Here is a 6,158-nt window from a genome sequence, read left to right on the forward strand (position 1 = left end):
TAAGCGGCCCGCCCCTCATAGAAATTCCACCGTTACAGTGGTCCTGCCGGAAAGCACCCCGAAGCGGGTCCGCGCGTTTCCCCCAATGGGCGCTTGGTAGCAAGCCTCCCACCTCTCCGGATTGGGCTCCCTAAGCTCCAAGTCAAAAGCTTCCGACTCCTTTCAACGGTCTACGACAGTTCCTCCCTCATCTTCAACGATGGCTGTGCACCAAGTTCAAAGATTCCAGCCTCTTTCAATGCCTATTATAAGCAAGCACGGAGGTTAACAATTACACATTTTTATAACAATTGTTTGCTAATTTATCAACTTTGGGAACTCATCATTTAGATACATGAGTAACAGGTAAAGGCAGTTTATCCTTCACAGATCCTAACGATTGGGGAGGAACCGATGAAGAAGCCACTCTCTATCTTGACTATCTTGATTGCCGGGCTTGTCTTGTTCGCGAGCCTAGTCGGGTCTACCGGTGCGACCACAGCGGGATTTAACGTCGACTGCACAGGGACGTTCGGCTTCGGCAGTGTACCGGAGGGGGACACGTACAGGTGGCGGATCCGCTATTATGATCCCCCCAACAATATTGATGTCACCCTCAGGGGTGAGGTCAAAGGCCCAGCAGCCTTTACTCCGGCAGTTTACTGGCCCACCACTCCTTCGGGAGGTAGCGGCCTGAATGACACCTACTACTGGATTGACATATGGTCCGATGTGGTGGGCGACGACATCTATCATGCGGAGGGCCACTTCGTTTGTGTCACGCCCACGCCCACACCCACGGTTACACCCACCCCACCGCCCGGCCAAGGCTGCACGCCTGGTTTCTGGAAGAACCATCTGGATGCCTGGGGACCAACAGGCTACTCGCCCAGCCAAACGGTGGAAAGCGTCTGGGATGTCCCCGATGGGTTCGGGCTCGATAACGATAGTCTGGCCACTGCGCTGAGCTATCCCGGTGGTTCGGGCACAACGGCAGCGGCGCGGATCCTGCTGCGGGCGGCGGTGGCAGCGGTGCTGAACGCAGCTCATCCGGACGTCAATTACCCGCGGAGCGTTGGCGCGGTCATTTCCGACGTGAACGCGGCCCTCGCCAGCAACGATCGGGGCACAATGCTGAACCTGGCTTCGGCGTTGGATGCGGATAACAACCTGGGCTGCCCGCTCCGCTAATCGCTGCCCGGATTGCATCCACAGCTCGATCTCCTCCCCAGCCGTCCGATCGTTGGGGAGGAGATCTTTTATTGAGCCCGACAAGGGTGGTTCCAGCGCCGCCCGTTGGCTATCAGGGTGCCTTCTGAGTGCCCCTCTCTCCAAAGGACTGGAGCGCTGCGCTGAGCCGTGCCCACTCCTCCAGCGAGAGGGTCTCCGCCCGCCGGCCCGGGTCAATCCTTGCTTCCGCCAGCGCCGCCCGGACGAAGGCATCTGGGAGCCCTAGGCCGTGGCGGAGGGCGTTGTGAAGCTGCTTGCGCCGTTGGCTGAATCCCGCCCGCACGACTTCAAAAAACCAATCGGGATCCCGCAGATCCACCGCTGGTCGTTCATACGGCTCGATGACCACCACGGCGGAATCGACCTCCGGCCGAGGCCAGAAGGCACCCGCCTTGATCCGCTCCACTACCCGCGGTTGTCCGTAAACCTGCACGCTCACCGCCAGCAGGCTCATCGCTCCCGGCTTGGCGGTGATCCGCCGCGCGACTTCCAGCTGAACCGTCAGGACGATCCGGCGGGGCTTTCGAGGGGCCTCCATCAGATGACGGAGGATCGCCGAGGTGATGTAATACGGGATGTTGCCGATGGCCCGATAGGGATGGCCCTGGACCAAAGCGTCAGGATCCATCTTCAGGATATCCCCGGGGACAATCGCGACGTTGGGGAAGGGGGAGAGGACCTCTTGCAGAAGTGGCAGGAACCGTTCATCGATCTCTACAGCCACCACGTGGTCAGCCCGCAACGCCAGGTGGCGGGTGAGGGTGCCCGGGCCGGCACCGATCTCCAGCGCCCACTCCCCCGGCTCCAGCTCGGCCGCCTCTGCGATCCGTGCCAGGATCCGCTCATCGATCAGGAAGTGTTGCCCCAGCCCCTTGCGGGGCCGGATGCCGCGGGCCTTTAAATATTGCGGCCATGAAATGGGAGGCAGCGCTGAACTGCTGGATCGATCGCTCAATAGCGGCTCGCCCTTTTCCGGTAAAATCAGGAGTTCCAGTCAAGGGCCGAAGGCGCCCTGTTCAGAATTTTACCTGAGCCCCCAGCTCTTTCGCTGAGCGGGGGAGAAAAATCCTTATCCTGTCACTCCTCAGCCGTTCTCACGCAATGCAGATATGGGCGTTTCACCGTGGGTTTTCTCTGAGGGGCTTTAGGGGCAGGGCCGCACGCCAAAGACGTGCGGCCCTGCCCTTAGGAATATTTTCATCCCCCCTCCCCACAGCCCAAAGGGTCGTGGGGAGGGGGTGGAGCCTTTCCGCCTCTTTTGCGGAAGCCTTGAACCGAACGTGGCAGGCTGAATAGTTACCTCGCCCTTTTCACGATGAGGGTGGAGCCGGCCATTCCGGCAGAATGTAGGGAATGGAGTCCGGGGGAGGGACAGGGGTCAGCAAGTAAACATCCACCCAGCGATACCAGAGGATCAAGTCTTCATCGTTGTATCCCAGATCGATCCGACGGCCGATGATCCCGCCGCCGGTGTCCGCAGCCAGCCCGATCCCATACCCTGGCACATACACTTTCCAACCCAGGCGGATCACCCGCGGATCTACGGCCACGATCCCTCGCTGCATCGGCAGGCCCGTCCGAGTGCGGCCGAAATAGGGGGCGGAAGGATGAACCCCGGCGGTCGATCGACTGTATGAGGTGGCCAGCATGCGGATCCGTCGCCAGTATTCGATGGGCCCCTCCGGCGTCTCCAGAGTGCGCACCACAATCCGGGTGCCATAGGCCCAGATCCGAGGCTCGGGGGGACGGACCAGGGTCTCATCCACGACCTCCCGTGCGACTTCCTCCCCGTTCTCATAACGCACCCGGATCCGCCGCTGCAACAGGCCGTTCCGGCCAGGCGCCTTCTGCACCCAGGTGTCCAGCTCCATGCTTGGGTCGGGCTCCCATATGGTCTGAAAGGGAACAGGGGTCTCCTCGATCTCAAATCCTTCCGTTACCCGGATGACTCGAACCGTCTCCCCTCCATGAAGGGGGCTCTCTTCCCCAGGGATGACCCGATCTTGGCCGTGGAGGGAGATCCCCAGCTCCCACAGCAGCTCCCGGACCGTGCGCGCGGTGGTGGAGATCACTTGGGTACGTCCATCGACTTCCACCGTGATGGGATGGGCGCGGAACAGGGAGACCTGAAGGCCCCCCTCCAGCGGCGTTTCTGGACCTGGGAGCACTCGATCCGCGGGATCCAGTGGGAGACCCGCCTCGTGCAGCGCCGCTCCTACGGTAGGCGCTGTCGTCCAGATCACCTGGCGGGATCCGTCCTCCAGGCGCAGCACCAATGGGGCGGCGCGCACTACCCGGATCTCCTGGGGGATCGATCCATCAACCACTAAGGAGTCAGGAGCTCTCCGCCGGCCATCCACCCATAGAACATCCCCTGGCCCCAGCGTGATCCCAGCTTCCGCTAGGATCGCCCGCGGATCGGAGCGGAGTGTGTAAACCTGGGTCCGATGGGAAGGCTCTACCCCACGGCCCTCGATGAGGATCCGGACCGGTCGGGCCCGGCGGACCTGGATCGTCGCTGGAGGTTGAATCGGAGTATCCAGCGGCAGGGAAACCGCATCCTCGGGGCGCAGCGTCAAACCGGCTTCCCGAAGGACATCGGCGACCGTTTGTTGATGGGTTCTAATGGTGATGACCTGATCATCGAGGAGGATGGTTACGGTCTGCTGCGAGCGCCAGTAACCCCAGAGGCAGAAAGCGCCTAATCCAAGCCAGGCGCCCCATTTGAGGAAGGTCCATCGGTTCATGGTAGCGCGTGCGGAACCTGGAGACCTGAGGATCCCTCAATAAACAGCGGCCGTGCGCCCCTTGTCGAGCCCGCCTCTCCCCGCCCGCGATCCCTCGATCGGCTCCGGCCCGGCGCCCCTGCGGCGCGCGAACCGGGACGGCTTACCGTTGCTCCCTTCCGGGCCTGGCGGGGTTCACCGGGGTCCGCCGCGCAGGACCGGACCTTCATCGCCGGGAAGGATCGCTTGAAGGGGCCGCGCTAACCCTCGAAGGGGATGTCAGCCCCGCGTCTGGCGGATTTCGGGTTCAGGGAACCGCCACCTCCCCGCCTGAGCACGGCCGCCAACTTTAGGGTATCGGATTCCAGGTCCCCTGTCAAGCCAATGGCCTGCTCCCCCTGCGCTTTCCAACGCGCTAATGGGCATTGGGGATCTGCGGGGGGCGGGAGCTACCTTACGGCGATCGGTAGTTACCCCTTTCGGTTGTGGTGAGCTCCATATATTTGCCGAATGGGGTGATCACTGCGAAGCCGCTGCAACGAAAATTTATCGGCTTTTATTGACAGCAAACAGGGGGGTGGGTTGATTCCCACCCCCCTGTGATCCACCGCACAACCGGGCTTACAGCAAACCGGCTGCGCGCAGTGCCTTGAGCGTCGTCCGCCGGCTCTTCCGGAGCTTGGCCGCCTTCTTGCGCTTACGGATCACGCTGGGCGGCTCATAATAACGCCGGCGGCGCAGCTCTGAGAGCAGCTTATCGGCCTGGATCTGCTTGTTGAACCGCTTGAGAGCCGACTCGAAGGACTCCCCTTCCTCAATGACCACCCGGGCCAACGGTCCCACCCCCTTTCATGTTCGGGTTCAGCTTCTACCTTGATTATAAGCGTTCGCAAGGAGGATTGTCAATTCCCCCATCGGCGGTGCATTTCAACGCTCCGCCGCAAGCGTAAAAACCACACCGTTGTCGGGGTACCCACAAGGGCGCCCCTACGGACAGGCACAAGGCCTGCCCTCACATCTTTTCCTAGACACCGCTATTTTCTGATCCCCAACCTTAATCACCCTTTGATCAGTGTGGCGATTAGTGCGATGAGAAAAGCGCCTAAGGCGACGAGGGCCAGAAGCCGGTGGCGCCGCCAGAGGATCTCCCAGGCGCTTTCCGGCGGTGCCCATACCTCGACGGGGTGGGTGGGCGGGGCTGTTCCGAGCAGCTCTGCCCGGAAGGCGGCGATGTTGGGCGGCCGGTCGTTTGGGTGCATCGCCATCGCGTTCAGGATCGCCCGCTCCACCCGCGGGGAGATGCGCGGATTGATCGCGCGGGGCGGGATCAGACAGTCAGGCTTGAGGAACCGCTGCCGGGCGTCAGGGGGCGGGGTGTTGGTCAACAGGTGGTAAAGCGTCGCCCCCAAGGCGTAGATGTCCGTGCGGACATCCGTGGGCCCCACATCGCCCCCGTATTGCTCCAACGGGGTATAGGCCGCGGTGCCCCGCCCCTGAAGGATGGTGATGGTTCGGTTCTCATCGGGTGCTAGGAGCTTCACCAGGCCGAAGTCCACCAACTTGATGCGGCCATCCGGGGTCAATTTAATGTTCGAGGGCTTGATGTCCCGGTGGACCACCGGGGGGTCCTGGCGGTGGAGATAATCCAAGGCATCGCAGAGCTGTTCCGCCCAGCTCAGCACCGTCCGCTCGTCCAGGAACCGGCCGCTCTCGCGGGCCTCATCGATGAGCTCTTTCAGATCGCGTCCGGGGACGAAGTCCATCACCAGGTAGTCGCGGTCTCCCTCGGAGAAGTAGTCGGAGACTTTGGGGAGGTTGGGGTGATCCAGCCGGGCCAGCACGCTCGCCTCCCGATAGAACTGTAGGCGGGCCTGCTCGCGGTAAGCAGGGTCGGCCTCGAAGCTGAGGAGGATCTCCTTGATGGCGCAGCGGCGGCCCTCCAACAAGGTATCCTCCGCCTCATAGACGGCACCCATCCCCCCTCGTCCGATGGGGCGCAAGATCTTATAGCGGCCGTGGAGCAAAGTCCCCGGCTTGAGCATGGCGGCCCTCTTCCCCAAAACCCTGGCGATGCAGGAGTTCGTTTCATTTTAACTGATTTCTCCCTGCTCCGTGGGGGATCAGGGATGCTGGACAGGTCATACCGTTCGGGTAAAGCGGATGGCCCCACCCCTCTGGATCCCCTCTCCCCACGGCCCGAAGGGCCGTGGGGAGAGGGGATCC

Annotated in this window: 5 protein-coding genes and 1 other RNA gene; 1 reads left to right on the top strand and 5 read right to left on the bottom strand. The window is 62.1% G+C overall.

The genetic code is table 11. The features are described 5' to 3' along the window. Positions 1–393 precede the first annotated feature (393 nt). Positions 394–1,170, top strand: coding sequence for a hypothetical protein (locus ACFMO5_RS03085; protein WP_376791303.1), 777 nt, complete (start codon positions 394–396; stop codon positions 1,168–1,170). Between the two features lie 112 nt (positions 1,171–1,282). Here ACFMO5_RS03085 and rsmA read toward each other — a convergent pair whose 3' ends face one another. From rsmA to ACFMO5_RS03110, 5 genes are all read right to left on the bottom strand, one after another. Further along, the gene (rsmA, locus tag ACFMO5_RS03090; RefSeq protein WP_376791304.1) at positions 1,283–2,164 is read right to left on the bottom strand and encodes a 16S rRNA (adenine(1518)-N(6)/adenine(1519)-N(6))-dimethyltransferase RsmA; all 882 of its coding nucleotides are present in this window, start codon (positions 2,162–2,164) and stop codon (positions 1,283–1,285) included. Positions 2,165–2,519: 355 nt separating this feature from the next. Then, positions 2,520–3,956, bottom strand: a complete 1,437-nt coding sequence (locus tag ACFMO5_RS03095; protein WP_376791305.1) for a ubiquitin-like domain-containing protein — start codon at positions 3,954–3,956, stop codon at positions 2,520–2,522. A gap of 50 nt (positions 3,957–4,006) precedes the next feature. Further along, positions 4,007–4,275, bottom strand: an RNA gene (gene ffs / locus ACFMO5_RS03100) — signal recognition particle sRNA large type. Between the two features lie 281 nt (positions 4,276–4,556). After that, a complete protein-coding gene (gene rpsU, locus ACFMO5_RS03105) occupies positions 4,557–4,760 on the bottom strand; it encodes a 30S ribosomal protein S21 (protein WP_234977017.1) in 204 nt (67 codons plus the stop codon). 233 nt (positions 4,761–4,993) lie between these two features. After that, a complete protein-coding gene (locus ACFMO5_RS03110) occupies positions 4,994–5,977 on the bottom strand; it encodes a serine/threonine-protein kinase (protein ID WP_376791306.1) in 984 nt (327 codons plus the stop codon). Between the last annotated feature and the right edge of the window lie 181 nt (positions 5,978–6,158).

Origin of the sequence: Thermoflexus sp. (genome assembly GCF_042408365.1) — a bacterium.
Lineage (GTDB): Bacteria > Chloroflexota > Anaerolineae > Thermoflexales > Thermoflexaceae > Thermoflexus.

What these genes read in the sequence shown, in the direction of transcription:
- ACFMO5_RS03095 (WP_376791305.1), bottom strand. Translation starts at nt 3,956, where the DNA reads ATGAACCGATGGACCTTCCTCAAATGGGGCGCCTGGCTTGGATTAGGC.
- ACFMO5_RS03085 (WP_376791303.1), top strand. Translation starts at nt 394, where the DNA reads ATGAAGAAGCCACTCTCTATCTTGACTATCTTGATTGCCGGGCTTGTC.
- ACFMO5_RS03110 (WP_376791306.1), bottom strand. Translation starts at nt 5,977, where the DNA reads ATGCTCAAGCCGGGGACTTTGCTCCACGGCCGCTATAAGATCTTGCGC.